This is a genomic window from Pseudomonas sp. FP2338, from assembly GCF_030687515.1.
In the GTDB taxonomy this organism is placed as follows: Bacteria; Pseudomonadota; Gammaproteobacteria; order Pseudomonadales; family Pseudomonadaceae; genus Aquipseudomonas; species Aquipseudomonas salomonii.
Genome location: NZ_CP117436.1, coordinates 361,946 through 387,386, shown reverse-complemented (window position 1 = coordinate 387,386; position 25,441 = coordinate 361,946). Strand labels below are relative to the sequence as shown.

Annotated in this window: 22 protein-coding genes, 2 tRNA genes and 1 pseudogene; 19 read left to right on the top strand and 6 right to left on the bottom strand. The window is 56.4% G+C overall.

What is annotated here, in order from left to right; translation table 11 throughout:
* Positions 1-32 precede the first annotated feature (32 nt).
* Together PSH96_RS01645 and PSH96_RS01640 are read left to right on the top strand one after the other, a co-directional pair.
* Positions 33-108 (top strand) — tRNA-Phe (locus tag PSH96_RS01645).
* A gap of 166 nt (positions 109-274) precedes the next feature.
* Entirely contained in the window at positions 275-949 is a 675-nt protein-coding gene (locus PSH96_RS01640) for a hypothetical protein (protein WP_305457082.1), read from the top strand.
* An 8-nt stretch (positions 950-957) separates the two neighbouring features.
* On the opposite strand, the gene PSH96_RS01635 is transcribed toward PSH96_RS01640, so the two are convergent.
* Positions 958-2,565: a glycosyltransferase family 39 protein gene (locus PSH96_RS01635; RefSeq protein WP_305457081.1), complete on the bottom strand. Its 1,608-nt coding sequence runs from the start codon at positions 2,563-2,565 to the stop codon at positions 958-960.
* An 88-nt stretch (positions 2,566-2,653) separates the two neighbouring features.
* The gene (locus tag PSH96_RS01630) at positions 2,654-3,619 is read right to left on the bottom strand and encodes an arsenic resistance protein (protein WP_305457080.1); all 966 of its coding nucleotides are present in this window, start codon (positions 3,617-3,619) and stop codon (positions 2,654-2,656) included.
* Between the two features lie 169 nt (positions 3,620-3,788).
* Between PSH96_RS01630 and PSH96_RS01625 the strand changes: the two genes are divergently transcribed.
* The 3 genes from PSH96_RS01625 to PSH96_RS01615 all read left to right on the top strand — a co-directional run bounded on the left by PSH96_RS01625 (position 3,789) and on the right by PSH96_RS01615 (position 6,345).
* Positions 3,789-4,703: an alpha/beta fold hydrolase gene (locus PSH96_RS01625; RefSeq protein ID WP_305457079.1), complete on the top strand. Its 915-nt coding sequence runs from the start codon at positions 3,789-3,791 to the stop codon at positions 4,701-4,703.
* Between the two features lie 109 nt (positions 4,704-4,812).
* On the top strand, positions 4,813-5,910 hold the full coding sequence (locus PSH96_RS01620; RefSeq protein ID WP_305457078.1) for a YhcG family protein: 1,098 nt from the start codon (positions 4,813-4,815) through the stop codon (positions 5,908-5,910).
* Positions 5,911-5,931: 21 nt separating this feature from the next.
* A complete protein-coding gene (locus tag PSH96_RS01615; RefSeq protein ID WP_138817268.1) occupies positions 5,932-6,345 on the top strand; it encodes a hypothetical protein in 414 nt (137 codons plus the stop codon).
* 689 nt (positions 6,346-7,034) lie between these two features.
* Here PSH96_RS01615 and gabP read toward each other — a convergent pair.
* Positions 7,035-8,426: a GABA permease gene (gene gabP / locus PSH96_RS01610; protein WP_056860683.1), complete on the bottom strand. Its 1,392-nt coding sequence runs from the start codon at positions 8,424-8,426 to the stop codon at positions 7,035-7,037.
* Between the two features lie 554 nt (positions 8,427-8,980).
* Between gabP and PSH96_RS01605 the strand changes: the two genes are divergently transcribed.
* The 5 genes from PSH96_RS01605 to PSH96_RS01585 all read left to right on the top strand — a co-directional run bounded on the left by PSH96_RS01605 (position 8,981) and on the right by PSH96_RS01585 (position 13,193).
* A complete protein-coding gene (locus PSH96_RS01605; RefSeq protein ID WP_017138656.1) occupies positions 8,981-9,754 on the top strand; it encodes an ABC transporter ATP-binding protein in 774 nt (257 codons plus the stop codon).
* 13 nt (positions 9,755-9,767) lie between these two features.
* Positions 9,768-10,520, top strand: a complete 753-nt coding sequence (locus PSH96_RS01600; RefSeq protein ID WP_305457077.1) for an ABC transporter substrate-binding protein — start codon at positions 9,768-9,770, stop codon at positions 10,518-10,520.
* 81 nt (positions 10,521-10,601) lie between these two features.
* Positions 10,602-11,297, top strand: coding sequence for an ABC transporter permease (locus PSH96_RS01595; protein ID WP_053253867.1), 696 nt, complete (start codon positions 10,602-10,604; stop codon positions 11,295-11,297).
* A 38-nt stretch (positions 11,298-11,335) separates the two neighbouring features.
* Complete coding sequence (locus PSH96_RS01590) at positions 11,336-12,025, top strand: ABC transporter permease (protein ID WP_026013808.1); 690 nt, start codon at positions 11,336-11,338, stop codon at positions 12,023-12,025.
* A complete protein-coding gene (locus PSH96_RS01585) occupies positions 12,006-13,193 on the top strand; it encodes a methyltransferase (protein WP_305457076.1) in 1,188 nt (395 codons plus the stop codon). Before PSH96_RS01590 ends, PSH96_RS01585 begins: the two co-directional genes overlap by 20 nt.
* Before the next feature lie 241 nt (positions 13,194-13,434).
* On the opposite strand, the gene bcsQ (PSH96_RS01580) is transcribed toward PSH96_RS01585, so the two are convergent.
* Both bcsQ (PSH96_RS01580) and bcsQ (PSH96_RS01575) read right to left on the bottom strand, forming a co-directional pair.
* Positions 13,435-14,334, bottom strand: coding sequence for a cellulose biosynthesis protein BcsQ (gene bcsQ, locus PSH96_RS01580; protein ID WP_305457075.1), 900 nt, complete (start codon positions 14,332-14,334; stop codon positions 13,435-13,437).
* A gap of 167 nt (positions 14,335-14,501) precedes the next feature.
* Positions 14,502-15,449 (bottom strand): cellulose biosynthesis protein BcsQ, encoded by a 948-nt coding sequence (bcsQ, locus tag PSH96_RS01575; protein ID WP_305457074.1) that lies wholly within the window; start codon positions 15,447-15,449, stop codon positions 14,502-14,504.
* Between the two features lie 342 nt (positions 15,450-15,791).
* Here bcsQ (PSH96_RS01575) and PSH96_RS01570 point away from each other — a divergent pair, with 342 nt between their 5' ends.
* The 5 genes and pseudogenes from PSH96_RS01570 to PSH96_RS01550 all read left to right on the top strand — a co-directional run bounded on the left by PSH96_RS01570 (position 15,792) and on the right by PSH96_RS01550 (position 19,879).
* Positions 15,792-16,025: a DUF2790 domain-containing protein gene (locus tag PSH96_RS01570; RefSeq protein WP_305457073.1), complete on the top strand. Its 234-nt coding sequence runs from the start codon at positions 15,792-15,794 to the stop codon at positions 16,023-16,025.
* Positions 16,026-16,152: 127 nt separating this feature from the next.
* Positions 16,153-16,228 (top strand) — tRNA-Thr (locus PSH96_RS01565).
* A gap of 164 nt (positions 16,229-16,392) precedes the next feature.
* Positions 16,393-17,720, top strand: a pseudogene (locus tag PSH96_RS01560) (tyrosine-type recombinase/integrase).
* Between the two features lie 906 nt (positions 17,721-18,626).
* A complete protein-coding gene (locus PSH96_RS01555) occupies positions 18,627-19,607 on the top strand; it encodes an integrase domain-containing protein (protein ID WP_305457071.1) in 981 nt (326 codons plus the stop codon).
* Positions 19,604-19,879 (top strand): hypothetical protein, encoded by a 276-nt coding sequence (locus PSH96_RS01550; protein ID WP_223511008.1) that lies wholly within the window; start codon positions 19,604-19,606, stop codon positions 19,877-19,879. The genes PSH96_RS01555 and PSH96_RS01550 overlap by 4 nt, the downstream gene beginning before the upstream one ends.
* On the opposite strand, the gene PSH96_RS01545 is transcribed toward PSH96_RS01550, so the two are convergent.
* A complete protein-coding gene (locus PSH96_RS01545; protein WP_305457069.1) occupies positions 19,876-20,178 on the bottom strand; it encodes a hypothetical protein in 303 nt (100 codons plus the stop codon). The genes PSH96_RS01550 and PSH96_RS01545 overlap by 4 nt on opposite strands.
* A gap of 491 nt (positions 20,179-20,669) precedes the next feature.
* Between PSH96_RS01545 and PSH96_RS01540 the strand changes: the two genes are divergently transcribed.
* The 4 genes from PSH96_RS01540 to PSH96_RS01525 all read left to right on the top strand — a co-directional run bounded on the left by PSH96_RS01540 (position 20,670) and on the right by PSH96_RS01525 (position 25,267).
* Positions 20,670-22,478, top strand: coding sequence for a hypothetical protein (locus PSH96_RS01540; protein ID WP_305457068.1), 1,809 nt, complete (start codon positions 20,670-20,672; stop codon positions 22,476-22,478).
* A gap of 235 nt (positions 22,479-22,713) precedes the next feature.
* Positions 22,714-24,096 carry a radical SAM protein gene (locus tag PSH96_RS01535; RefSeq protein WP_305457066.1) on the top strand — a complete coding sequence of 461 codons (1,383 nt, stop codon included), beginning with the start codon at positions 22,714-22,716 and terminating at the stop codon, positions 24,094-24,096.
* Positions 24,093-24,698: a 3'-5' exonuclease gene (locus PSH96_RS01530; RefSeq protein WP_169857496.1), complete on the top strand. Its 606-nt coding sequence runs from the start codon at positions 24,093-24,095 to the stop codon at positions 24,696-24,698. The genes PSH96_RS01535 and PSH96_RS01530 overlap by 4 nt, the downstream gene beginning before the upstream one ends.
* Positions 24,698-25,267 (top strand): AAA family ATPase, encoded by a 570-nt coding sequence (locus PSH96_RS01525; RefSeq protein WP_305457064.1) that lies wholly within the window; start codon positions 24,698-24,700, stop codon positions 25,265-25,267. Before PSH96_RS01530 ends, PSH96_RS01525 begins: the two co-directional genes overlap by 1 nt.
* The last annotated feature ends 174 nt before the right edge of the window (positions 25,268-25,441 follow it).

Here is a 25,441-nt window from a genome sequence, read left to right as displayed (position 1 = left end):
CCCCCTGAAAAACCCGTTTAATGCGCCCCGTTGCCCAGATAGCTCAGTCGGTAGAGCAGGGGATTGAAAATCCCCGTGTCGGCGGTTCGATTCCGTCTCTGGGCACCACTAATACCGAAAAACCCCAAGCGAAGATGATTCCTTGGGGTTTTTTATTGCCTGCGATTTAGTGGCCGCGGGCCAATGCCCCGCCCGATCCACACCCGAGGGTTATTTATCCCGCTGCTCGATCGTTTAGCTGTTACTGAATTTTCTGTTGCAAGGTAGTTATTTGATGAACCGGTACTTGTTCTGCGCGCTGTTGCTGCTGACGGCGTTGCTCAGTGGCTGCGCCACACAAATGGATGTCTCGATCAACGCAACGCCGGATCCGGACTATCACTTTGATCGACAGGCGCTGGTGCTGGTGACCACGTCCGTGGGCGGCAGCGCGCAAAACACGCTCAATGCCCGCTACTACCTGCGGGACATGGTCAGCGCCATGAAGGACCAGGGCTTTCGCGAGGTGTACACCGATGCCAGCCTGCCCAAGAACCATGGGCCGATCAAAATGACCATCATCCTGGATGTCGACAGCAAGCAGGTCACTTACCGCTACACCGCCACCGATTACGGCCAGGTGCCCACCAGCACCACCACCGAGTGCAAGAAGAACAAAAAGAAAGCCGACCAGCTGATCTGCACCAGCAAGCCAAACACCACCTACGGCCCGGTGGGCACTTCGGAGCGCACCGGCTACACCACGCTCACCACCTTCACCGCCACCGCGCGTGACGAAGCAAGCCGGCGCGCGGTGTACGTGTTGCGGGTGATGTCCTACAACGAAGACTGCCAGGCCGCCAAGATCGAAGCCTTCCTGGTCGAACAGGGCCTGCAGAACCTCAACTTCCAGGACCGCGTGCAGCGCAACTACACCGTGACGATGCCCGAGGGCTACCAGTGCAAGTAGGCGCCTGCCTACTTCAGTAGAAACACCATCAGCGGGTTGTCGTTAAGCCGCCCTTCGAAGTTTGGTGCCTGCTGCTCCATCGGCGTGCCCTTGAGCAGCGCTGCTTCTTTGCGCGGCACCAGCACCCAGGATGGACGCGGCAGGGTGGCGAGCTTCTCGGGCTCGTTACCGGCGACGAACAGCGGCTGCTCATCGTGCGTCAGGTTCATCATGTAGCGGATTGCCCAGGTGTCGCGGCCAAGGTCGACAAACACCAATGGCCCCGGCTGCGACGCGCGCAATGCCTCTACCTGGCTGACAAACTTGCGGGTGTCGTATTGCAGGTCTTTTGCCGGGTCGATCACCACCACCAGCAGCACCCATTGCGCCGCCAAGGCGATCACACTCAGCCACACCAGGCGCAACGGGCGACGCCAGGCCATCAGCGCCGCCACTTGCAGCACGACCCACACGCCGATCAACGGCGGCAGCGACACATCGGGCCAGTAACCGTGCTTCTGCCAGGTGTGCCGACAGATAAACAACACCACCACGCACAACGCCGGTAGCGCCACGACAAGCCATTCGTAGCAGCGGCGCACGCCGACGAACCAGTTTTGCGCCTGGAGCAGCCCATAGGCCGCGACAGCGGCAAACATCGGCACCATCGGCAGAATGTAGTAGGCGCGCTTGAAGTGCGGCACCGACAGCCCGAGCAGGATCATCAGGCCACAGGCTGCCAAGCGCACCACCATTTGCACATCTTCGTTGGCCCAGCGCTCGGACGAGCGATGGCGCAGCGCGATCATCGCCGCCAACGCCAATGGCACCACCGGGAAATAGCGGTACAAACTCAGCTTGAAGTAGAAGTAAAACGGCTCGCCGGACTCGTCGAGGCGCCCACTGACCTGCATCCTGAACACCTCGTCGGCAAAGGCATCGCCACCGCTGACCCGCGCCAGCTTCATCAACGCCCACCAGCAGGCCCCGAGCAACGCCAATCCGACAAAGCCGTGGATCAGCACCTGCTTGACCCGCTCACCCGGCCGGCCCAGCGCCCAGTAAACGCACACCACGCCGCAGACCTCGATAAGGCCCAAGGGCCCACGAATCGCGAAGGCCAGCACAAACAACGGGAATACGGCCAACTGTCGAAGCCGTGAGCCGAGACGCTCGCCCGTGTGCAGCAGGTAGAAGCTGCCTACGCATAACAGCGCGACCATCAGGTCCAGGCAGACCGAGCGCGATTTATCGAGCAATTGGGTGGTAAGCAGCGTGAGCAGCACCGTCAGCAATGCCCAAGGTCGACTGAACGGCGCCAGCAGGCGATAGACCAGGGCGATCATGCCCGCCGCCGCGAGGGCCGTCGGCAGCACGTTGGCCAGGTGGTTCGGCGCACCGAACAGGCGAGCAAACACAAAGCTGAAAAAGGTCGCAGTGCCGGGGTAATCCGGGTACGGCTGGCCGTAGGTGGTAGGGAAAAGACTCGCGCCATGGCGAAACATTTCCTGCATGAACAACGCCCAGCGCCCGTCAAAGCCTTGGGGTTGCTCGTCCCAGATGCCCAAGGTGAACAGCAATAAAGCGATCAGAAACACGCCCAGCGACTCCAGGCGATAACGGCTGCGGTGGTCCATCGAATGTCCTTTCAGGTGGGGAACGCCGACTCCATGGTGCCGACTCCACCCCTGAATAACGCCTGAACAAATCCGAGTATTTATGCACCTATCGACCGGCGCGCCACACCAGCGCGGGAATCAGCCGGATGTAGAGCAGCTCGCCCACCAGCTCAAGCAGGGTTTGCACAATCACCGCCGTTGCGGCCAACCCGCGCACATCTTCAGGCAGCGCCAACGCCAGTGGCAGCACCACCAACGAGTTGCGCGTCGAAGCACTGAAGGCCACCGCCCGCGCGGTAACCGCAGGCAACGCAAACAGCCGCGCAGCCAGCGCGCCCATCAGCGGCGCCAGCAACAGGAAGCCGAGGTACACCGGAATCACCGGCAGCAACAACGCGATATCGCGCACCACCGAATTGATCTGCGAGCCGATCACCACAAACAACACCAGCGCCATTGCCGGCACCGGCAGCCAGGCCCAGGCGTTGTTCCAAAGCTTGATAGTGCTTGAGCGCCGTGCCAGGGAGGTGGTCAACACCGCCAGGACCATCGGCAGCACAATCAGCAACAGGAACGCCTCGACAAAAGGCCCCACCGCCACCACCACGGCGGACTGCGCGCCCAACATCAAACCCAAGTACACCGGCAATAGCACCAGTTGCAGCAGCAACAACACCGGCGTCGCCGCCAGCATCAGCCGCGAGTCACCCTTGCCGATATGGGTAAACACCACCACATAGTCGATACACGGTGTGAGCAACACCAGCAACGCGCCCACCAGCAACACCGGGTGCTCCACCAGGCCTCGGGTCAATGCCCACACCAGCACGGGCACCAGAATGAAATTGGCCAGCAGCAATGCGCCGATGAAGCGTTTGTTGCCTAGCCCCTGGCGCAGGTGCAGAAACGGAATTTGCAGGAACATGGCGTACATCAGCACTGCAATGGCGGGCGTGACCAAAACGCCAAGCCCTTGGGCTGACAAGGGGGCGAACACGCCAAATGCGGCCGCCAGGAGCACGGCGACGAAGTAGATCGGGACCTGGTTGTGTTCGAGGGTGTCGCGGGTCATGGGCTGACTCTGGCTGATCATTTGATCGCAAGCCTAAGCACCGGGAGCGCCGAGGTCGAGCATCGCGACATTTCCTGCGCCCATCACGCGCCAAATTTGTTAGTTTCGGCTTCTTATAAAAGCGCGCGGCCCCAAGCCCACCCCAAAAGCGCAAGTATCGAGCCGACCCATGAACCTGCCCACCCGCCCTGCCCCACAAACATTCTGCGAGCCAGCTGCCGACGGCTACCCAATCGGCGGCTTCACCTGGCGCCATCTGCGCACCGACTTCGAACGCCCGGTCGTCATCATCAACGCCGCCACCTCGGTCCGCTGCCGCCACTATTCACGCTTCGCCGACTACCTGTTTGCCAACGGCTTCGACGTGATCACCTACGACTATCGCGGCATCGGCGAATCCCGCAGCGGCGCGTTGAGAGGCTTCAAGGCATCCTGGTCAGATTGGGGTGTGCTGGATTTCGAGGCGATGCTGCAGCGCGCACAGCGGGAGTTTCCGGGGCAGCCGATTGATGTGGTCGGCCACAGTTTCGGTGGGTGCGCGGCAGGGCTCGGCGCTTGCGGCGCAGTGATTCGGCGCATCGTGACGGTTGGCGCGCAGTTTGCGTACTGGCGCGATTACGCGGCGAGCGGTCGCTGGCGCATGTTTGCCAAATGGCATGTGGTGATGCCGCTGGTGACGGCCCTGTGCGGCTATTTCCCCGGCAAGCGCATGGGCTGGCTGGAGGACACGCCGGCAGGCGTGGTGCGCGACTGGAGCATGCCGACGCCGCGTTATGAAACGCGCCCCAGCGGGCGCGGCCTAGGTGAACTGCCATTTGCCCGTGTGAACGCGCAGTTGCTGGCTATCAGCATCACCGACGACCCTTTTGGGACTGTGGCGGCTATTGAGCGACTGCTGGGCTATTTTGAAAACTGCGCGCGCACTCACCTGAGAATCGCGCCCGAGGACATCGGCGAAAAAGCCGTCGGGCATTTCGCTTTTTTTCGCAGTGAATATCAGGACCGGTTGTGGCCGATTGCGCTGGAATGGCTGCAAAAAGGCAAACTGACCGCCAATACTCCAGGTCAGCAGGTGACGGGTTAAACAACCCACTCAAAAGCTCCGTATTTCCTACGCCATCGCACCTTTCCATCGACGTGTTTCTGGCGGTATTACCTGAGATTCTTCTTCGCCCAACGACTGCGAAGAACTCATGAAAATACCGCCAGCACCTTGCGCCGATGACCCGCAGCTGAGTCCTTTGCTCGCCAGCCTGATCAAACTCATCCATGCGGCGCGCCAACAAGCTCTACGTTCCGTGGATGCCATTCAGGTGCTGACCTGCTGGCAAATTGGGCGCCACATTGTCGAATTTGAACAGCAAGGAAGTACTCGCGCCAAATATGGCAAAAAACTGCTGCGAACCCTGGCCAACGAGCTGACCGGCCGCTATGGAAAAGGGTTTGATGCAACAAACCTTCGACACATGCGGGGCTTTTTTCTTGCATTCCCAAAATACGACGCACTGCGTCGCGAATTAAGCTGGACTCACTACCGCACTCTACTGCGAGTCGAAAACGCGAATGCAAAAGAGTGGTACATGAACGAGTCCGCCACCCAAAACTGGACCACTCGAGCCCTGGAGCGCCAAATCGGCACGCTTTACTATGAACGCTTACTCGCCAGCCAAGATCGCAGCGCAGTCAAAGAAGAAGCAGCTGCCAAAATTAACTGCCTGAAACAAAGCCCAAGAGAGTTTGTTCGCGACCCCGTACTTCTGGAGTTCCTAGGGCTGCCCAACCCTAGGCTGCTCTTGGAAAGCGATATCGAGCATGCACTGATTAAACAGCTGCAAAGCTTTCTGCTTGAGCTAGGTAAAGGATTCGCCTTTGTCGCCCGTCAGCAACGAATCAGCACCGAAAGCAAGGACTACTACCTTGACTTAGTGTTCTACAACTACCTGCTCAAGTGCTTTGTAATTTTCGATATAAAACGCGGAGAGCTGACTCATCAGGACATTGGCCAGATGGACATGTATGTGCGCATGTACGACGATTTGAAACGCAGCCCCGAAGATGGCCCCACAGTGGGAATTATTCTCTGCTCACACAAAGATGCCTCTGTTGTGCGTTACTCCGTACTCGAAGGCCACGAACAGTTATTCGCCAGTAAGTACAAACTAGTGCTACCTAGCGAGGAGGAGCTGCGTGCCGAACTGGAGTTACTGACAGAACGCACGCTCACAGGCGAAGCATCACAGAAGCTCTTGGGATTTTCCCCAACCTGCGCTTCAATACCCCACACCGATTAAGTACCCAAGGACGTTGAGCCCATGGCCTCGCCGAACAAGCAGCAAAAACGTGCCCACCGGGCCAAGGCCAAGGCCAAGCAAAACCGCACCCAGCGCGCCGTCGCGACCAAGCCGGATGCATTCGCTGGCGACGACAGCCGCATTGACCTTGAGTCGGTGGATTTGACCGAGTTGTTCGTCGAGATGCGCGCCGCGGGCGAGACCAGCCAGCAGGCGTTGTGTGCGGCATTCCTGGCGCACCCACTGTTGGCCGTGGTGCTGGAGCAGGAAGGTGAGGAAGACGCGACAGATTTTATCCTGGCGGCGCTGATCGAGTATCGCCAGTGGGCGACGGATACCGAGGATGAAGCCGCGGCGCTGGCGTGGATTGAATCCCCGCAGTTCCAGGCCGATTACGTGGCGGCATCCCAGGCGCTGGCCAACGCCCAGGACTGAGACACAACAAAATGTGGGAGCGGGCTTGCTCGCGATGGCGGCGTGTCAGACGAGGAATTTATCGACTGCCAGCCCGTCATCGCGGGCAAGCCCGGCTCCCACAGGGTTCAGGGTTTTTGGCTGATTCAGCTGACTGACACAAAACAACTGTGGGAGCGGGCTTGCTCGCGAAAGCGGCGTGTCAGACGAGGATTTTATCGACTGCCAGCCCGTCATCGCGGGTAAGCCCGGCTCCCACAGGGTTCAGCGTTCCTGGCTAATTCAGCTAACTGACACAAAACAACTGTGGGAGCGGGCTTGCTCGGGAAAGCGGCGTGTCAGACGAGGAATTTATCGACTGCCAGCCCGTCATCGCGGGCAAGCCCGGCTCCCACAGGGTTCAGCGTTCCTGGCTGATTCAGCTGACTGACACAAAACAACTGTGGGAGCGGGCTTGCTCGCGAAAGCGGTGTGTCAGACGAGGAATTTATCGGCTGCCAGCCCGTCATCGCGGGCAAGCCCGGCTCCCACAGTTTTCAGTGTGCCTGGCTGACTCATCTGACTGACACAAAACAACTGTGGGAGCGGGCTTGCCCGCGAATGCGGTGGATCAGCCAGCACATCTGGCGACTGACACACCGCTTTCGCGAGCAAGCCCGCTCCCACACTTTTTTTGAACTGCGGCGCATAGGGCACCGCAGTTCATCACATCAATTGAGCACCGCAGCGCCTACCTTCTGGGCCTTGCGACGGCTTGCCACAAACAGCCCCGCCAACACCACCAGCAAGCTCAGAATGCCGGTCGCGATGATCTCGACGCGGTGGGCTTCCTGGAACAGCATGATGGTCAACGTGCCGACGATGAACACCATCACCGCGTAGGTCAGGCCGGGGAACAGCCACATCTTGAACACAATCTTCTCACCCGCTGCCGTGCGTTTCTGGCGCATGCGCAGTTGCGACACGGCAATCACCAGGTACACCAGCAGCGCAATGGCGCCGGAGCTGGCCAGCAGGAATTCGAACACTGCAGCCGGGGCCACATAGTTGGCGAATACCGCCAGGAACGCAGCGCCGGTCGACAGCAACACTGCCCAGTAAGGCGTACCACTTTTGTTGGTGCGCTTGGCTACGGCCGGTGCATCACCGCGACGGCCCAGGGAGAACAGCATGCGCGAGGCGGTGTAGAGCGCCGAGTTGAGGCAGCTGGTCACGGCAACCAATACCACCAGGTCAACGATCAGCTTGGCATTCGGGATGCCCATGCGCTCAAGCACAGTCTGGTAGGAACCTACCGCCGCCAGGGTCGGATCGTTCCATGGCACCAGGGATACCACGATGAAGATCGACAGCAGGTAGAACAAACCAATCCGCCAGATCACCGAGTTGGTGGCCTTGGTGATTTGCTGGCCAGGGTTCTTCGATTCGGCCGCCGCGATGGTGACGATCTCGGTACCCATGAACGAGAACATGGTGGTCAGGATCGCCGCCAATACCGCGCCCATGCCGTTAGGCATGAAGCCTTGGGTGTCAAACAGGTGCGAAACACCGCTGACCTGGCTGGTCGGCAGGAAGCCGAAGATCGCCGCGAGGCCAAGGATCACAAAAGCCACAATCGCCACGACTTTGATCAGCGCAAACCAGAACTCGAACTCGCCGTAGTTCTTCACGCTGAACAGGTTGGTGGCCGTGAGCAGCAAGGTGATGATCAGGGTAAACGCCCAGATCGCCACATCGGGGAACCAGGCATTCAGGATGGTCGCGGCGGCGTTGGCTTCCAGTGGAATTACCAACACCCAGAACCACCAGTACAGCCAGCCGATGGTGAAACCGGCCCAGTGACCGATTGCACGGTCGGCATAGGTGGAGAACGAACCGGTGTCCGGGGAGGCCACGGCCATTTCGGCGAGCATGCGCATCACCAACACCACCAGCGTGCCCGCAGCAGCGTACGCCAGCAGTACGGCGGGGCCGGCGGCTGCAATCGCGTGGCCGGAGCCGACAAACAAACCGGCACCAATAACGCCGGCAATCGACAGCATGGTGACGTGACGCGGTTTGAGCCCCTGTTCGAGGTCATTGGAGCTTTGCGTACTACTCATTGACACACCTTTGCGAGGAATTGCGAAAACGGTCCGCCCGGCCTGCACGCTTTCTCGTGAAAAGAATCCAACGGGGCGTTCTTTATTTTTTACGCAAGATTTGCGCCAAAATGTTACGAAACCGCGGTTGACGCGGGCTGTAGGACAATTCATTAGCTCACGCAAGTCGTTGAGAACTATGGCATTGCGCTATAGCGTTACCGTGCGACCCACTTGAGGGACGAAAATATGCACCAAAAACACACACAAAAAGTACGTGACGCTCCATAAAAGGGCTGATAAGGACCGTTTGCCCGGTTAACCCTTCCAACACCCGGCCAAAGCTGGCACCATCGCGCCCTTTTTTACGCGAAGCCTGTGGATTTATCGGGTTCAAACGTCTGTAGGTTGTTGATAGCGCGACACACTGCTGTGCCGATGCGACACCCTGCCGCAGACCACCCGTTAACCGTCCGCAGCGCTGTTGGCTGCCATCCGAACGCTATGCTAGCTTGGCGCCTCGCCAGGAAGGCGGCCCAACAGCAAGAATGCACTGAACACAATGAGGACCGCACATGGCTGAGGCCGCGCCCGCGCTTGAAATCCGCAACTTGCATAAACGCTATGGTGAGCTGGAGGTACTTAAAGGTATCTCGCTGACCGCCCGCGACGGCGACGTGATCTCGATCCTGGGTTCTTCCGGTTCCGGCAAGTCCACCTTTTTGCGTTGCATCAACCTGCTGGAAAACCCGCATCAGGGCCAGATCCTGGTGGCCGGTGAAGAGCTCAAGCTCAAGGCCGCGAAAAACGGCGAGCTGATGGCGGCCGACGGCAAACAGATCAACCGCCTGCGCAGCGAAATCGGTTTTGTGTTTCAAAACTTTAACCTGTGGCCGCACATGAGCATCCTCGACAACATCATCGAGGCACCCCGCCGTGTGCTCGGCCAGAGCAAGGCCGAGGCGATCGAAGTAGCCGAAGCCTTGCTGGCCAAGGTCGGCATCAGCGACAAGCGCCACGCCTACCCGGCGCAACTGTCCGGCGGCCAGCAACAACGGGCAGCCATTGCACGCACCCTGGCGATGCAGCCCAAGGTCATCCTGTTCGACGAGCCGACATCGGCGCTTGACCCGGAAATGGTCCAGGAAGTACTTAATGTGATCCGCGCGCTGGCCGAAGAAGGCCGCACCATGCTGCTGGTCACCCATGAAATGGGCTTTGCCCGTCAGGTTTCCAGTGAAGTGGTGTTCCTGCACCAGGGCCTGGTCGAAGAGCAAGGATCGCCACAGCAGGTGTTTGAAAACCCGCTTTCGGCGCGCTGCAAACAATTCATGTCCAGCAACCGCTAACGGAGCAACATGCATGCAGAACTATAAAAAATTCCTTCTGGCCGCGGCCGTTTCGATGGCGTTCAGCGCCACGGCCATGGCAGAGACCTTGACCATGGGGATCGAAGCGGCCTACCCGCCCTTCAACAATAAAGACGCCAGCGGCAACGTTGTGGGCTTCGACAAAGACATCGGTGACGCCCTGTGCGCCAAGATGAAAGTCGAGAAGTGCGAAGTGTATGTGTCCGACTGGGACGGCATCATCCCGGCCCTGAACGCCAAGAAGTTCGACTTCCTGATTTCTTCGCTGTCGATCACCGATGAGCGCAAGCAAGCCGTCGACTTCACCGACCCGTACTACTCCAACAAGCTGCAATTCATCGCACCTAAAGCCACAGCCGACTTCAAGCCCGACGCGGATTACCTGAAGGGCAAGACCATCGGTGCACAGCGCGCGACACTGGCCGGCACTTACCTGGAAGACAAGCTGCCGGACACCAAGGCCAGCCTCTACGACACCCAGGAAAACGCCTACCTCGACCTGACTTCCGGCCGCCTCGACGGCATCCTGGCCGACAAGTACGTGCAGTATGAATGGCTCAAGAGCGATGCCGGCAAGCCTTATGAATTCAAAGGCGACCCGGTGGTAGAAAGCGACAAGATCGGTATCGCCGTACGCAAGGGCGACCCGCTGCGCGAGCGCCTGAACAAAGCCCTGGCAGAGATCAAGGCAGACGGCACCTACAAGAAGATCAACGACAAGTACTTCCCGTTCAGCATCGAATGATCTGAACGGCCTGACCGGCGCGCTTCTATTGGTTAGTAGCGCGCCGGCTTTCAGCAATGCCTGCCGCGATATGAAAACACCATGAATTTCGATCTCTACGGATTCGGCCCGGCGCTTGCCGCTGGCGCGCTGATGACCGTCAAACTGGCGCTCACGGCCCTGTGCCTGGGGCTGGTGCTCGGCCTTGCCGGCGCCTTGGCCAAGACTTCACCGTACAAGCCGCTGCAATGGCTGGGCGGTGCTTACTCGACCATCGTTCGGGGCATTCCCGAGCTGTTGTGGGTGCTGCTGATTTACTTCGGCACCGTCAACCTGATGCGTGCCCTGGGCGAGTTTTTTGGTAACCCCGACCTGTCTCTCAGTGCCTTTGCTGCCGGGGTTATCGCCCTGGGCCTGTGCTTTGGCGCCTACGCCACGGAAGTGTTCCGCGGCGCGATTCTCGCCATTCCCAAGGGCCACCGCGAAGCCGGTGTGGCGCTGGGCCTGTCGAAGTTTCGAATTTTCACCCGCTTGATCATGCCGCAGATGTGGCGCATCGCCCTGCCGGGCCTGGGCAACCTGTTCATGATCCTGATGAAAGACACCGCGCTGGTGTCGGTGATCGGCCTGGAAGAAATCATGCGTCACGCACAGATCGGCGTGACCGTGACCAAGCAGCCCTTCACCTTCTTTATGGTGGCAGCCTTTATGTACCTGGGCCTCACCGTGCTGGCCATGACCGGCATGCACTTCCTGGAAAAACGCGCCGCCCGCGGCTTTGCAAGGAGCACCCAATGAGCGGTGACTACAGCTGGCTGTCGCACTTCGACCTGGGCCTGAACTGGGCCGTGATCATCAAGTGGCTGCCCAAACTGGCCCAGGGTGCAACCCTGACCCTGGAACTGGTGGCCATTGCGGTGATCGCCGGTTTGCTGCTGGCGATTCCGCTGGGTATCGCGCGTTCCTCGCGCCGCTGGTACGTGAGCGCCCTGCCCTACGCCTACATTTTCTTCTTCCGTGGCACGCCGCTGCTGGTGCAATTGTTCCTGGTTTATTACGGCCTGGCGCAGTTCGATGCCGTGCGTGAGAGCTTCATGTGGCCGTACCTGCGCGATCCGTTCTGGTGTGCCACGGCCACCATGACCTTGCACACCGCCGCCTATATCGCCGAGATCCTGCGCGGTGCTATCCAGGCCATCCCGCCGGGTGAGATCGAAGCGGCGCGCGCCCTGGGCATGTCCAAGCCCAAGACGCTGTTCTACATCATCCTGCCGCGTGCCTCGCGCATCGGCCTGCCGGCGTACAGCAACGAAGTGATCCTGATGCTCAAGGCCAGCGCCCTGGCCAGCACCGTCACCCTGCTGGAACTGACCGGCATGGCGCGCACCATCATTGCCCGCACCTACCTGCCGGTGGAGATCTTCTTCGCGGCCGGGCTGTTCTACCTGCTGATGGCCTACATCCTGGTGCGGGGTTTTAAACTGCTCGAACGCTGGCTGCGCGTCGATGCTTGCCAGGGACGTTGAAGCACGTTTTGCGGCGCTGGATGCGTTTCTAATCGAGCACCAAGGGCTGTGGCGACCACGGCCCTTTACGCACCTGCACTTACCCTGGGAACACCAGCACCCCGATCTGGCCCAGTGGCTGCGCCAGCGCTCGCTGGCCGATGCCGAAGCCTGTCACAACTACCCGTATGAACTGCTGGCGCCCGCGCCTTTTCCCCAGCTGGCATTTCAGGCCGCGCAGCTCAGCGCTGTGGATAAGCTACCCGCACGCACCCTGGAGCCTGCCCGCCATCGCCTGAACGTGGATGTGCCCGGGCGCAAATGGCAACAAATCGAGGCGTTCGGCGCCGCGCTGAATTTTGCTGCAACACCCCAGCATTGGCTGGACTGGTGCGCCGGCAAAGGCCACCTCGGCCGCCGCTTGCTGCAACCCGGCCAACAACTGACCTGCCTTGAATACGACCCGGCGCTGATCGCCTCGGGCCAGGCCTTGAGCGACCATCACGGCCTGGCCGTGACCCATCGCCTGCAAGACGTGATGGCCGATGTGGCGATCAGTGCCGAACACACGCCCGTCGCCTTGCATGCCTGCGGCGATCTGCATGTGCGGCTGTTGCACGTAGCCAGTGCGGCGGGCTGCAAACGTCTAGCGCTGGCACCTTGCTGCTATAACCGCATCGGCGCCGAGCGCTATCAAGCCTTGTCGACCGCCGGGCGTGCCTCGCAACTACAGCTTTCGGTCGATGACCTGGGGTTACCCCTGAGCGAAACCGTCACCGCCGGCAATCGCGTGCGCCAGCAAGGGGACACGTCCATGGCCCGGCGCCTGGGTTTCGACCAGCTGCAACGCCAACTGCGTGGCGGCGATGCGTACCTGCCCACGCCGTCCCTGCCCGCCAGTTGGCTGGATAAACCCTTCGCTGATTACTGCCAGGAACTCGCCCGCCTCAAGAATATACCCACAGGTGAACAGGATTGGGCGGCGCTGGAGGCACACGGCTGGCGACGCTTGGCCGAGGTGCGCAACCTGGAGTTGGTCAGAGGGTTGTTTCGGCGGCCGCTGGAACTGTGGCTGGTCCTGGATCGGGCGTTGTTTTTGAAAGAACAGGGCTACAAGGTTGAGATAGGCACCTTCTGCGAACCCACGCTAACGCCGCGCAACTTGATGGTGCTGGCCGAGCGCGATTAAAGGGCAAAATTTCCTACACGCGCCCTGTGGATAACTCTGTTGATGAATTCTTTACAGAGCCTGTAGCTATCAGCACTACAGACCAAAACCCACCCTGGTCATTTTTTGTTCACAAAATAAAACGCACACAAAACAGGCAGTTGCAGCGTGTTGAGAACGGCTCCACAAAGTGGCTGTTTCGTGACAGGCCCAACCAACCGATTGTGCATAAGCATTTGGCGCTAAGTGCATAAAGCGCGATTTATGCGGTTCTTTTAGGTGCCTTCAGCACGCGGCAAATTTCGTTGATATCGTCGCCGGCCAGCCGCTTTGTGGCGTTATCCAACGGGTCGGCCGCAAACGCCAGCGCTTCGTTGATCGCCATATCGCGGTGCACCTCCAGCGGCGCTTTGCCCAGGCGCTGTTTAAACGCTTCCAGCATGTCCAGGCTGAAGGCGCTGCTCTCATCCACTTGGTTGACCACCACATGCACTACCGGCGGGCGGGCGCCGGCAAGGTGTGGCGCGAGCAAACCCTCCAAATGGTCGAGGGTGCCCAGGCACGCGGCGTCTGCCTGGGCGATAACCAGCACCACGTCGGCCACGTTAAGCGCTTGATGGAAGTACACGTTGTTACCGGCGGGCGTATCGATGATCACCGTCTGCCGCTCGCTCAAGCCCAGCGCCGCCAGGCGCTGCGCCAACCAGTTGGGCTCGTGCTTGAGCCAGCGTTCGAGGTTCTCCTGTTGCTCGACGTCGATATCGCCAAAGGTTATGACCTGGCAACCGGCAAAGCCAAGCTGCTGCAGCGTGTTCCACTGCCCATGCTCCAGGCTGGTACGGCCGATACCTGGCAAGGTGTTACTGACGCCGAAGTGATGGTGCAAGGCATTCTGCGGGTCCAGGTCCAGCGCCACCACTGATTCACCATGGCGCTGCAAACCGCTGCTCAACGCCGTGGCCAGGGTGCTGCGGCCTACGCCGCCATTGATCGACACCAACGCCACCACTTTGGGGCACAGCGCTGCGAGATGAGTCGATTGGGGATGGTTGTTTTCGTTTGCGGGCACGCTGCCGAAAAAGTGCATGCGTGCATTGATGCCGTCGGCATCGTGGCTGACGTTCTTGCCGAACAACGTCAACAGCTCTTCGCTAAGGCTCATGGGCAGTTCCTCACGACGCAGCTAAATACGTGAAGGTCGGCAAGCAGGCACTTACCGCAGGTCTTATTATGGGCGTCTTAGTGAAGCATTCTGTGACAGACGCGGGAAAGTGTCATTATTTTGCTGTTTTTGCTGATCATTTTTTAGACAAGCGGTAAATGGTCAATTTAATGGCCATTGCTCGACAGATGCATTCGAACGCTCAGCGCCCGGCATAACGCACTCACATCCTGGGAACCGCCGCTATTCAACGCAGGGTCAAACGGGTCGCGCCCATAGGCCTGCGCCTCACTGACCGAAACGTCACGCTGGACGGTGCCGAGTACCGCATCGCCCAGGCGCAGCTTGAACACTCCGGCCATGTCCTCGCTAAAAGACTGGCCAGCGTCGACCTGGTTGATCACGTAAAACCGCAGGGGTGGCGCCTCCCCCGCAAGGTACGGCGCGAGCACCTCATCCATCTTGGCCAAACGCCGAAACGAAGCGGCATCCGGCTGCACCACCACCAGCACCACATCGGCCACCGACATCGCCTGGCTCAGGTACACCGTATTACCCGCCGGCACATCGATCACCACCGTGTCGCGCCTACTTAGCCCCAGCCCGGCCAAGCGCTTTGCGAGAAACGCCTGATCCTGGCCGAGCCAGCGATTGAGGCTTTGCTGCTGCACAGCATCGGTCTCGCCAAAAGTCACCAGCTGGCAGCCGGCAAACCCGCGCTTGGGCAACGCCTGCCAGGTTTGATTAAGCAGGCTGGTGGCGCCCAGGCCGGGCACATTAAAGCCTGGGCACAAGTGATGGCGCAGCGCGTTTTGCGGGTCCAACTCCAACGCCAGCGCCGGGTAGCCCTGGCGCTGCAAACCACTGGCAAGCGCAGCCGCCAACGTGCTGCGCCCGACACCGCCGGTGGCGGAAACCACCACTACGACCTTGGGTGCCACCGCATCCATATACACCACGCCATCCGGCCCCTCTACCGCCTCATGACGATAGGGCGCAGCGCCCTGATTCAACTGATCCAACAACTGCTGAAAAGGCACCGCCACCTGCGACTCACGCAAACAAGGCTCAGCCAGCGCGGCGTATAGCTTGGTGATGTGATCTGCACGCCCCACCGGCTGCTCCTCCCTGTCGGGCCAATGATAACTGGGCCGCATTGTGTGATATCACAGTGATGGTGTCAGTATTCTGGTGTTTGTATCCAAAACTTTTCAGATGAGCGGCATGGCGCCATTTTTATGGCTCCTCTTTTGCCACGAGATATACATATATAAAACAACGTATTAGGCGAGCACTGTATGTTTGTTAACCAATGCAAGCTCGCCGTTCGTATCAACAAGTACATAGATCCTCACGCCATACACAACGAAACAAAACCCGCATTCCGCGACACAGCCCGGATACCTCCCAGGCATTCAATGGCCTCACCCCACCATTGCACCTCAGAGGCCATCACCATGAACACCAACAACTGGAAAACCCTAATCGCCGCCAGCCTGCTTGGCTTGACCTTCACCGCCCATGCCGAGGCAAGTCATAAACCGGATATCCAGCGCGTGCTCTCGACCACCGAAGACACCCGCTCGGGATGCGGCGTGGTGAACGCGCGCATGACCTACCTGAACTCTAAAGGCGATACGCAGGTGTTGGCGTACATGAAATTTACGGACCAGTGTGGCGACGGCAATTGAGTCGGATTTGAGGCTGTCGAGGGTAGGAAAAAGCAGCGAGCGTAAAAAAACCTTGGTATCTGCAAAAATAGTCAGAATTCAGGGGTTTACAGAAGCTTGGCAATCGCTATAATCGTCGCCCTAACACGCCGGTATAGCTCAGTTGGTAGAGCAACTGACTTGTAATCAGTAGGTCCCGGGTTCGACTCCTGGTGCCGGCACCACATTAGGCTCCATTGCATTCTACTGAATGCTCTAGAAGCCCCGAAAACCCGCCCTTTGGCGGGTTTTTTCGTTCCAGGCCCCTCTGTCGGGATCCAACAAAATCCCCCTTCCCCGAGGGTATGTTAGGGGTACTGCGATTTCCCGATCAGGAGCGCGTACCCCTATGCCACGTCTAGCTATCCCTCTCAGCGACCTGCAATGCCGCACGGCCAAAACCCGCGAACGCGCCTACAAACTGTTCGACGGCGGAGGCATGTACCTTTTCGTCAAACCCAATGGCGTGAAGACCTGGCGCTTGAAGTACACCAAGCCCAGCGGCAAGGAAGGCACGCTCATCATCGGAAATTACCCCATCGTTACCCTTCCCGTCGCACGACGTAAGCGAGACGAAGCCAAGCGTTGCTGCTAGACAACCTCGATCCAATGGAAGAAAAGAAGAAGGCCAAGATCGTAGCCCAGCGGGCGGCACTGCTTTTCGAAACCGTTACCCAGGAGTGGCACGCCGACATGTCCCGCCGCTGGACCGAAGGACACGCAAAAACCGTGATGAGCCGACTGCGTACCCACGTCTTCCCGCTGATCGGCCAACGACCCATCGCCGAACTCGATACCCACGACCTGCTAGAGATCACCCAGCGCATCAAGGAACGCGGCACCATGGATGTGGCGTTAAGGGTACAGAACTACTTATCCACCATCATGCGCGGAGCCAAAAGGGCTCGACAGATCACCATGAATCCTGCACTGGATCTGGCAGGCTCAATTCACGCGCCGCGCACAGTCCATCGCCCGGCCCTATCCCTCAACCGCCTACCCGAACTGCTACACCGTATCGATAACTACAACGGCCGCGAGCTAACGCGCCTTGCTGTGCTGCTGACTTTGCATGTATTCGTCCGCTCCAGCGAACTGCGCTTCGCTCGATGGAGTGAGTTCGACTTCCAACGCGCCATGTGGGAAATCCCCGATACGCGCGCACCGATTGAAGGGGTACGCAACTCCACGCGTGGGACCAAGATGAACGGCGACATTCAAATGGTTCCGCTGTCGCCGCAGGTCATCGAAATACTGGAGCGCCTGCGCAGCCTCAGTCGCTTTTCAGAGTTGGTGCTACCGGGCGACCACAAGTACTGGAAGCCCATGTCCGAGAACACGGTGAACACCATGCTCCGCAACGTCGGCTATGACACCAGCAAGGACGTGTGCGGCCACGGCTTCAGGACCATGGCCTGTAGCGCCCTGCTGGAGTCCGGGTTATGGACCGACGCAGCCATCGAAAGACAAATGAGCCACAAGGAACGCAACCGCGTGCGCGCCGCGTATATCCACAAGGCCGAATTCCTCGAACAGCGCAGGCTGATCATGGCGTGGTGGAGCAACTACATCGACGCCAACCGCCATGGTCATGTGACGCCCCACGAATTCGCTCACCCGGTCGGCGACAACATTACCGCCCTACAAAATAGCCGTGGCGCATCCAAACGTGGGTAAGCCAATGAGATCACCGCAGTCCACCCTTCCACGCGGGTCCATCCAAGCAGGGCTGCAAAGCCGCCCAGCTTGGATGGACCTCATCTAAAAAATCTAAAGCCCACGCAAACTTTCTGTGGAAAACCATAGATTTCCACCGGTGGATAATTTCATCCACAGCCGCAGAATTCCCGAAAATTCGAGCCTTGACCCAAATTATCCACAGGCGTAGAAAAGATCGGGCAAAGCGCTGTCTTTGACAGCAACCCAGGTAGCCAGAACCTTTAAGGCTACGCCACACCGTGGTGGTTCTCCCAAAGTGCGATTAGCGTCCGGCGGCTCGCACGGTCACAGCGATGTGATGGATGCCTACCTTTACCAGTGTGCCCACTGCGGCAACTCATTCCCTTTCGTAGCTGCCCTGCAGCAACCTATCCGCTTGGCCATTTCACTGTGCCAACCTGCGCCTGTCTCTTTCTCCCGGAAAGAGACGGGCGCTCCTACCGCTGCTGCAGCCCAACTCGTACAGGGCTTTGCGGCATCTCCCCTCGTGACAATCGGCGAGACAAACACCGAAGTCACCGGCAACAGCGATGCAGATGATGGTGCTGCAGCCCACGGAATGGACCGCACCTGACTGACAGTCAGGCATGCCCCGGTCATCGCATCACTGCCTTCACCCGACTCAGGATCTCGCGGTGCTGATCTCGTCAACCAGTGCAGCCTCCACCCGCCTACTTCCTCGGAAGTGCTCAGGAGGCCAGATCATGAGATGCCCAAGCTCCCGGTCGTAAAAAGCCGCCAGTCCCGCGTTAGTGGACAACCCTCACAGGTCGCAGGGGCCTTGATCCCTGATAACACTCAACATTCTTGGCGGGATGACGTGGGGAAAGTTTTAAAAGTTTTGGCTTCGAGAAGAGTTTGATCATGGCATTGGTAGGTAGGCGGGATGGGCGCAATTTTGGCTATGGCCGGCAACTGAGCTATGCCGGGCCGCAGGCATTGCGCGACCTATTTGGTGGCGGGCATTACGGCACGGTCAAAGCACACAGTGATCGCCGGCAGGCGTTTGTATGCTGGTGTCGGTCGGAGGAAGGGCCGGGGTTTAACGATGCGCGGCAGATTAATTGGCAGACCTTGCTGGACTACGCCGGACATCTGCGCCAACAAGTTGAACAAGGTGAGCTGGCCATCGCCACTGCGCAAAACCGGTTGTCCAGTGTGAATCGGACCATGGCCGCGCTTCGCGGTGATCAGTATGTGAAAGTGCCGAGCCCGAGTAAGGCGCTGGGAATGCGGCGCACCAGTGTTCGTCGTTCAGCGCCGCAAGGCCAAGATCGCGAACAGGTGAAGCGGATCGTCGACGTGCTTTGCGAAAACCAGCAGCCGCGCGCCGCGGCCATCGCTCAGTTAGCGCGAGCCACCGGTATGCGCTTGCGCGAGGCGATTTTGGCCGACCTTCCCCGTCTAAAACGTGAAACCAAGCAATTCGGCAAGATCAACATCCAGGACGGCACCAAAGGTGGCCGTTCAGGCGCGTCAGCACCTCGTTGGATTACGGTAGATGATCATATTCGTGACGCACTGAGGTTTACCGAACAGGTCTCGCCCGACGGTAGCCGCAACCTGCTTGCACCGAACGAACGCTACCTCGATTTCTTGCAGGGAATCGTCCGCCCCGCACGGGATATCCTCCATAAGCACGACCTCAAAGGCTTCCACGAATTGCGGGCAGCCTACGCGTGCGAACGCTATGAGCAAATCACTCGACATCTTGCGCCCATCTACGGCGGCAACTGCTACCAGCTCGACCGACGCCTTGATCAGGAGGCCCGAGTGCAAGTCAGCTATGAGCTGGGGCACGGCCGTATCGACGTGGTGTCGGCTTACATTGGGGGTCGAGCATGAGCATGGCATTCGATATGGAGCTGTTCCTGTCAGGCGTCCTGACCGGGTCGCATACCACACGCCAACGCCACCTTCGTCAGGCGAAGGCTATCCAAACAGCAATCGCTGAGCGCTGGCAACGCGATAATCCATGGACTTGGCGGAGAAAACACCTTGTGTGGTTTTTGAATCACCACCTAAGCCAGCGTACTGAATCGACTCGCTATTACTATTTGCTGACCATTCAATTACTCATTTATCGCCTAGGAAAATCCTGGCAGTTCAACCGCTAAGCGAATACTGCCAAATCACCGACCAAGGTCTCACCGTACGAATAGGGGTTTCGTTTGGTGTAGCTGCTGTTCAGATACAGTCGACCCAGCAACCCTTCAGCCGCCGACACACGCTCCAGCGCTATAGAGTAATCAGGTTTGGCGCCATATCTTTCTACACAATCAATCGTCCGAATCAAACCGACAGACAACCAACTTATTGGAATGCCGTTCTGAATAATCGATACAACGAAAGGCAGTTTGAAATTGTGATTGTGTTGCAGACTCTGACAGTGATCGAGGCCACCTTGAATGAACATATCAAGCGGATGTTCCTCACCGTTGTGGCTGACTAAATGGGCTTAGGACTTCCAGGAGTAAATGCCCGCGCCCAATATCTCAATAGGTCGAACAGGTTCAACGCCGCGCTCCCCAAAGTCTATTCCTTGTGAATGGGGAGCACATCGCCGATGGACATCGGATGACCAGCAACTAGGGGGAGCTCTCTAGCGGGGCGTTCAACGTTCAAGCGATACACGTGATTGAGGCGCTACGAGCGAAGTAGAGATAATGATTCTTGATTGCAACTAAATCTGGATCCGATAGCAGAAAGAAATATCAATCTGCATGACGAAAAACCCGAGACCCCGCTATACAGTGCAATCACTTTGCCATACTCTCGTCCCTAAGGTGTACATCAGGTTTAGCCAGATCTAGTTGAAAAGTTATGAGTAAAAAATTTTAAATAACATAGAACTAGAAATCTGTCGATTTTTAAATTATTAGGTCGTAGTTTGCAGGGAGAGCTAAAATGCGAGAAACATCAACAGCTATTAATAGTGTATATGAAGACGCGAAAGACTTTCTGATTATTGGGCTAACTGGCCGCACAGGTTCAGGATGTACTACAGCCGCTCAAAAATTATGCGGCATTGAGTTTGATGTTCCAACCGATGCTTATGAGGGCCTCAGTCGTAACGAATTAAAAAAACATCAGATAATAAAAAAATACATTGATGGAACAGACTGGCTACCTTTTTACAAAATCGAAGCCAGTAGCTTGATTACCTATCAGTTGTTGCAGCTTTCAAGCTCTGATTTTGTAGCTTATTTTTCCAGTGCGACATTTAAAAACCCTCTCGGCAAGAAAGAGGCATCAAATCTTTTTTCGGCATTCGAGGTAACTCGCAAAAAAAAACCCATCACGGGGAACAAACAAAATATTCAAGAGCGTGAAGTTGAAGACTTTTTTGAGTTTTACTACATCGACCTCCCCGAGTTAACAAAGCGAATACAAACGCAATTAGGCAGAGCAAAATTTACTCAGTTCTATCAGCGAGCCGGCGATAACATAAGAGCTTCGGGCAGGGCCAATGATCCAACCTTTGATCCTGAAGAGCTTTTCAATTTCCCAAAGCATCTGAACTTTTTAATTAAATTAGCGCATAAAAAAGCACGGCTAGACAATAAGCCTTGCAGAATTGTGGTCGATGCAATAAGAAATCCTTATGAGGCATTTTATTTAAAAAGACGCTACGCTAACTTTTACCTCGTCTCAATAAATACATCTAATGCCGAGCGCTTACGCAGTCTCAGAGAATACAGAAAGCTTACGGACAATGAAATTAAAGCTCTGGATGATAAAGAGTATCCAGAGAAAATTTCTGGCGCCAAAAAATTTGTAGCCCAGAATATTCAAGCGTGCATTGAAGTTTCCGACATACATATCCATAATTCAAAAAATAGCGAATATACTCATAATGACCTAGTAAGCCAATTAGCTTGGTACGTCACGCTCATGATGCATCCTGGCCTTGTAATGCCCACATCCATTGAAAACTGCATGCAAATTGCATACACCGCCAAGCAGAGCTCTGGTTGTATTTCAAGACAAGTAGGTGCTGTTGTTACAGATGAATCATATAGTGTAAAAGCAATAGGCTGGAACAGCACGCCTCAAGGGCAGCTACCTTGTTTGTTACGAAGTGCAGAAGACCTTATTCAAGGCCGAAATAAATCAGACTTTAGTGAATACGAGCTGAAGGATCCAACTTTTAGAAAAGCGCTCAATGCCAAATATTCAAACTTAATAGCAACAAACAAAACCTCAAATAGAAATTTTTCATTCTGCTTTAAAAGCATTCAAAATGAGATTGAAGGCGAGAAAAACCAAGTTCACACAAGAGCGCTTCACGCTGAAGAAAATGCCTTCTTGCAAATCTCCAAGCACGGAGGTCAGAAGTTGTCTGGGGGTGTGCTATTTACAACTGCCAGCCCATGTGAACTATGTGCAAAAAAAGCTTACCAACTTGGATTCAAAAAGATTGTATATATCGATCCTTACCCAGGCATTGCAACCAAACACATATTGTCAGCCGGGAAAAACAAACCCGAGCTTGAACTTTTTCGAGGCGCCGTAGGTCGCGCATTCTATCAACTGTATCAACCTTTAATGCCTTACAAAGATGAGATGGAACTGATTTTTGATATCCCAAGCTTTGACAATCCTGAAAAGCCCTCAAAATCTATTTTGATGCAAGAGAATGCGGCTCTTTTACAAGCTAATAAGGCATTGCAAGCGGAGATCGAATCGCTTCGATTGATAGCCTTAAGAAAATAGTTTTTGAATCATCTCTAGTCTCGTAGGCAGATTGAGTGGATGTTCGCAGCTGAATGTGGAATCTGCCGAACGGGTTTGCCGCTCTAGGTTGGCGCTGTAGTTGTCCGAGCGCGAAGAGATATCACGTGCAGTGGTGGCGGGAAGCTCGATCCGTTCGATAACCACACTACTTGGCGAGCAATAAAATAGAGCTTTATATCGATATCCGCTAGTCGGCTTTTTATGGAGTCCATGCATGAAGAAAATCTACTTCGCACACAACACATGCCTTAACGCTTCTTACGATCTCAATGTTCTTCAGGCTGGGTTTGATCAAAAAGGCTTTGAAATAGTCACAAAGCCTGAGCATGCGGATGAGATCATCTACTCAGGTTGCTCTGTACGTGGTCGCTGGGTAGACGATGCAGTTCTTCAAATTGATGAGGCAAAAAGGCGCGCCCCTAACGCTAAAATTAGCGTTACCGGTTGCCTCGCAAACACTAGCGCTGACGTAGTGCTCAGCAAAACCTCTGTTCCGGACCTGACGTTCCGCCCTATGTCCGAGATTCTTAGTAGCTACACTGGCCTCCAGTTCTCGGAGGTCGATCAGCAGCTATCGCAAAACTCGAGTGATAGTTTCGAAAGTCACGGCGCAGACGGACTGAAGAATCTCCGTCAACGAGTAGGGGCCGCGAAGGCTTCTATCGTGGCAGATCTGCAAGAAGCTGACCGAAGCTACAATGGACAGGCGGAACGCATCTATCGACAGACAACAAAGGGGTTCGTGTTTTACGACGAACAAGACCCTTGCGAAATGATTACGGTTACGCGGAGCTGCCTTTACAAGTGCAGCTTCTGCAGTATCCCACAGGGACGGGGAGAGTTTGAGTCGGTTCCGTTACCAGACATTGTTGGGAAAGCTCGAAAAGCAATAGAAATGGGAAAACACCACCTTGTATTGATTGGAGACGAGATCGGCAACTACAAGGCATCCGAATCCAAGGCACGCTTCCCTGAGCTTGTGGAAAGCCTACTCACTCTCGACCCCGCAGTAACACTATCGATCAGGTACATAGAGCCGAAACCGTTCCTGAGGTACTCAGAGAAAATCCTTCAATGGAGCAAAGAGGGAAGAATTCGCCTGCTCTACATCTCGATTCAGAGCGGATCGGAGCGGATTCTTAAAGCTATGAACAGAGGCTACGACATAGCAAGACTGACCAAGGCATTGAAAGATTTTCGCCAAAACGCTCCTACCGTTCTCTATGGTAATTGGCTCATAGGCTTTCCCGGCGAAGAGCATGAGGATTTTCTGCAGACGGTAGCACTTACGAAAGAGCTCGAGTTTCACATCAATGTCGCCATTCCTTTTTCAGCTCGTGAAAACACGCCCGCCTTCGAGATGGATAACCACTTGGATGAAACCACTATAAACGAGCGCGTTCGTGCACTTACGGACGTAATTGCGAACATGAAGGCTTCTGCTATGGAGTCTGAGCTGAGCTTCCTTGATGCAGACTCGCGTGACCGCATACTCGAGCGAATCAGACAGGCCGAATGTGAGCAATATGTAGACGACCAGCAAATATCTGAACCGCGCCGAGTACATTCCTCCCTTATTGAGGTGCGGCAGCTATGAATAATCCGCACTGGGCACAGTGCCATTTCGTTGTAGTAGACGTTGAGGGTAATGGGCAATCCCCTCAGGAAATCATAGAGCTCGCAATCGTGCCTATCAGTGACAAGCAAATCGGCCGTCCGCGTTCTTGGCTGATCCGACCTCAGAAATCAGTGACTGAGCGTGCTACTCAGATACACGGTATTTCCGATGGCGATCTATCAGGTAGCCCTTCTCATGAGGAAGTGGCGGACGATATAAGAATGGAGTTGGGAACAAGTATTGTGGTGGGTCACAACGTCAGCATAGATACGCAACTGATGCGACGGCAGCTAGGGGACTGGCACCCCACTGCGATCCTTGACACGCTAAAGCTTGCAAGATATGTCCGACCTGGACAGGGCAGCTACTCGCTAGACGCGCTTATAAGTGCTTATAACCTCAAGATTGATCCATCACAGCGCCACCGCGCTAGCGGCGACGCTATGGTTACTGCAGAGCTTTTTCTCGCCCTAGCCATAGAGCTCGACCAAAACTCCCAGCTTGACCTGCTAGCCTTGGCTCAAATTGCAGGAAGCTCGGAAGATCCCTATATTCAATCTCAGCAGAGGAGCCTTTTCTGATGGCTTATTTTTTAGGTATTGCCGGCACGCACTCAACTGGAAAATCGACCTTTATTGAAGCGGTCGAAAGCCAGGCAAAAGCCAGGGGAATCTCGGTTCTAAAAATTAGCGACACAGCGACCAAATGCCAAGAGTCTGGCTTTCCTATTTTGGAGAACCATACGTTCGAGAGCACTCTCTGGATACTGGTTTCAGTGATAAAGGCCGAGCTGGAAGCTGGGCTGAACGCTGAGTTAGTGTTAGTTGATCGCCCCGTGCTAGATGCACTTGGATATCTAGAGGCCGCCCTTAAGGCCACAGGGCGAAGCATTTCCACTGAAGAGCGAAACTACTTGTATGGGTTAGCAAGGTTCCACACCGACCGATATGCGTTGCTACTGAAAACCAAGCTTGATGAAACGATCCCTCTTGGGGTAGGACGCGACTCCAATATGGAGTTTAGGCGGAGTGCTGGTCTAGAGATCGACCAGGTCTTCAAGCATCTCGATGTGCCGGCTCTCGACCCGCATACAGAGTCTACTCAGGAGCGCATTCAATCGATCTTCGACATGATTTCTGCTAAGTCGTGAATCGCGCCTAGTTTCGTAGCCACACGAACAATAGCTTCTGCCATGTCTCTACTTGGCTTGAGAGTCCGCTTTTGGCTCCAGCCTGTCGCCACGGGCAGCTTTTGGCAGAGGCTGAGTAAAAACGTTTTAGAGCAAGTTTGATAGTCAGAATCGGAACGAAAATCGCGTTTCTTC

Bases quoted from the DNA above. Each gene is read 5' to 3' on its own strand.
- PSH96_RS01640 (WP_305457082.1), top strand. From the start codon at position 275: ATGAACCGGTACTTGTTCTGCGCGCTGTTGCTGCTGACGGCGTTGCTC.
- PSH96_RS01635 (WP_305457081.1), bottom strand. From the start codon at position 2,565: ATGGACCACCGCAGCCGTTATCGCCTGGAGTCGCTGGGCGTGTTTCTG.
- PSH96_RS01630 (WP_305457080.1), bottom strand. From the start codon at position 3,619: ATGACCCGCGACACCCTCGAACACAACCAGGTCCCGATCTACTTCGTC.
- PSH96_RS01625 (WP_305457079.1), top strand. From the start codon at position 3,789: ATGAACCTGCCCACCCGCCCTGCCCCACAAACATTCTGCGAGCCAGCT.
- PSH96_RS01620 (WP_305457078.1), top strand. From the start codon at position 4,813: ATGAAAATACCGCCAGCACCTTGCGCCGATGACCCGCAGCTGAGTCCT.
- PSH96_RS01615 (WP_138817268.1), top strand. From the start codon at position 5,932: ATGGCCTCGCCGAACAAGCAGCAAAAACGTGCCCACCGGGCCAAGGCC.
- gabP (WP_056860683.1), bottom strand. From the start codon at position 8,426: ATGAGTAGTACGCAAAGCTCCAATGACCTCGAACAGGGGCTCAAACCG.
- PSH96_RS01605 (WP_017138656.1), top strand. From the start codon at position 8,981: ATGGCTGAGGCCGCGCCCGCGCTTGAAATCCGCAACTTGCATAAACGC.
- PSH96_RS01600 (WP_305457077.1), top strand. From the start codon at position 9,768: ATGCAGAACTATAAAAAATTCCTTCTGGCCGCGGCCGTTTCGATGGCG.
- PSH96_RS01595 (WP_053253867.1), top strand. From the start codon at position 10,602: ATGAATTTCGATCTCTACGGATTCGGCCCGGCGCTTGCCGCTGGCGCG.
- PSH96_RS01585 (WP_305457076.1), top strand. From the start codon at position 12,006: ATGCTTGCCAGGGACGTTGAAGCACGTTTTGCGGCGCTGGATGCGTTT.
- bcsQ (WP_305457075.1), bottom strand. From the start codon at position 14,334: ATGAGCCTTAGCGAAGAGCTGTTGACGTTGTTCGGCAAGAACGTCAGC.
- PSH96_RS01570 (WP_305457073.1), top strand. From the start codon at position 15,792: ATGAACACCAACAACTGGAAAACCCTAATCGCCGCCAGCCTGCTTGGC.
- PSH96_RS01555 (WP_305457071.1), top strand. From the start codon at position 18,627: ATGGCATTGGTAGGTAGGCGGGATGGGCGCAATTTTGGCTATGGCCGG.
- PSH96_RS01550 (WP_223511008.1), top strand. From the start codon at position 19,604: ATGAGCATGGCATTCGATATGGAGCTGTTCCTGTCAGGCGTCCTGACC.
- PSH96_RS01545 (WP_305457069.1), bottom strand. From the start codon at position 20,178: ATGTTCATTCAAGGTGGCCTCGATCACTGTCAGAGTCTGCAACACAAT.
- PSH96_RS01540 (WP_305457068.1), top strand. From the start codon at position 20,670: ATGCGAGAAACATCAACAGCTATTAATAGTGTATATGAAGACGCGAAA.
- PSH96_RS01535 (WP_305457066.1), top strand. From the start codon at position 22,714: ATGAAGAAAATCTACTTCGCACACAACACATGCCTTAACGCTTCTTAC.
- PSH96_RS01530 (WP_169857496.1), top strand. From the start codon at position 24,093: ATGAATAATCCGCACTGGGCACAGTGCCATTTCGTTGTAGTAGACGTT.
- PSH96_RS01525 (WP_305457064.1), top strand. From the start codon at position 24,698: ATGGCTTATTTTTTAGGTATTGCCGGCACGCACTCAACTGGAAAATCG.